2 protein-coding genes are annotated in these 1,347 nt (G+C 57.1%); both read left to right on the plus strand.

All coding sequences use genetic code 11. The features are described from left to right. Positions 1-261, plus strand: a 261-nt coding sequence (locus tag AUC71_RS06750) for a hypothetical protein (protein ID WP_204376658.1), incomplete at its 5' end; no start/stop codon positions are given. A gap of 194 nt (positions 262-455) precedes the next feature. Then, on the plus strand, positions 456-1,163 hold the full coding sequence (locus AUC71_RS06755; RefSeq protein WP_141701512.1) for an FkbM family methyltransferase: 708 nt from the start codon (positions 456-458) through the stop codon (positions 1,161-1,163). The last annotated feature ends 184 nt before the right edge of the window (positions 1,164-1,347 follow it).

Genomic DNA, 1,347 nt, shown 5'->3' on the forward strand with positions numbered 1-1,347 from the left:
GCGGGAGAAGCCTTCGTGCAATCGCTGTGGCAAGAGATCGGAACGCTGAGCAGTGTGGTGATGGCGCTCGCCGCGCTCGCCGCGCTCGTCTATGCGCATCTGCAGATCGGGGAGGGACGCCGGGCCGAGCGCCGCGCCGATGCCAATGAGCTGTGGCGCGAGACCTTGAGGCTCGGCTTGACCGTGAGGGGAAACGAGCGGCGAAAGGCTTCGGTGAGCCTCTCAGACGCTGTCGTTGCGGGAAGCTTTTCAAATTTATAAATCCCGTGCGAGAATAGCCGGGATTACGTTAAATCATTAGTGTCACCTGCATCGTGTCTAAGCAAATAATCAAGTATCAGTGGATAGCGCTTAAGATTCCCGGCTCGAGCCAGGAGTTCAAGCTGGTCGGGCTCGCGGGCGATCGGAGCGTGTTGAGTTCAGTCGAGAAGGCAGGGATATGGGAGCCACACGTGATGAACGTGCTGGCCGACATTATCCAGCCGACGGATGTATGTCTCGATGTCGGTGCGAATATCGGGATTTACACGATATTTCTGTGCCAACTCGCGGAACATGTCGTTGCGTTCGAGCCTTCGAACATCACCGTAGATTGTCTGGCGAAGAACGTCTCGGCAAACGCCCTTGAAAACGCGCGAGTGGTGCGCTGTGCAATAGGTTCGATTCAAGAGACCAAGACATTCGTCCATCTATTGGAATTGCCGGGGTGCTCCTTCGTCAATGAACAGGACAATCCGGAGGCGGTGCAAAAATTTTGGGGTCGCGACCTGGAGCGCGTCGAAGAGACTGTGCAAATCGAAACGCTCGACGGCTGGCTCTCGACGCACGGTGAGAACCGCGTCGACTTCGTGAAGATGGACGTGGAGGGCTCCGAGGTGAACGCCATCCAAGGCGGATGGGAAACCTTCTCGAAACAAAAGCCGAAGCTCGCCATCGAGTTTAACCGTCGGGCTCTTGCCGAGAAAAACGGAGTCGACCCACGGCTGCTCGTGGAGCTATACGACTACGTCTACGTTCTCCAACCCGGCAAAGCCAAGCCTCCGACCCGCGTAATCTCTTACGAAGAATTATTAGGCCATTTGCCCGACAGCCGGTTTTGGGCAGACTTGTTGTGTCTGAATCAACCGCTCGAAGACGTGCCTCGCCGCTCGGTCCAACGGTAATTGAACGCCCTGCTGTTCGCTGAACATCCATAGTCCGAGGCTCATCGCTCACCACCCCCACCGACAAGACCTGGCAGTTTAGCAATACTGACGCAACTGCGCCGCGCCTGATCGAAGGTCAGCACCTTGCTGACGCCGATCGCCACCCTGATGCGCCAGGTGCTAAGCGGGAGAAGCCTTCGTG

It is taken from the genome of Methyloceanibacter marginalis (genome assembly GCF_001723295.1).
Classification (GTDB): Bacteria; Pseudomonadota; Alphaproteobacteria; order Rhizobiales; family Methyloligellaceae; genus Methyloceanibacter; species Methyloceanibacter marginalis.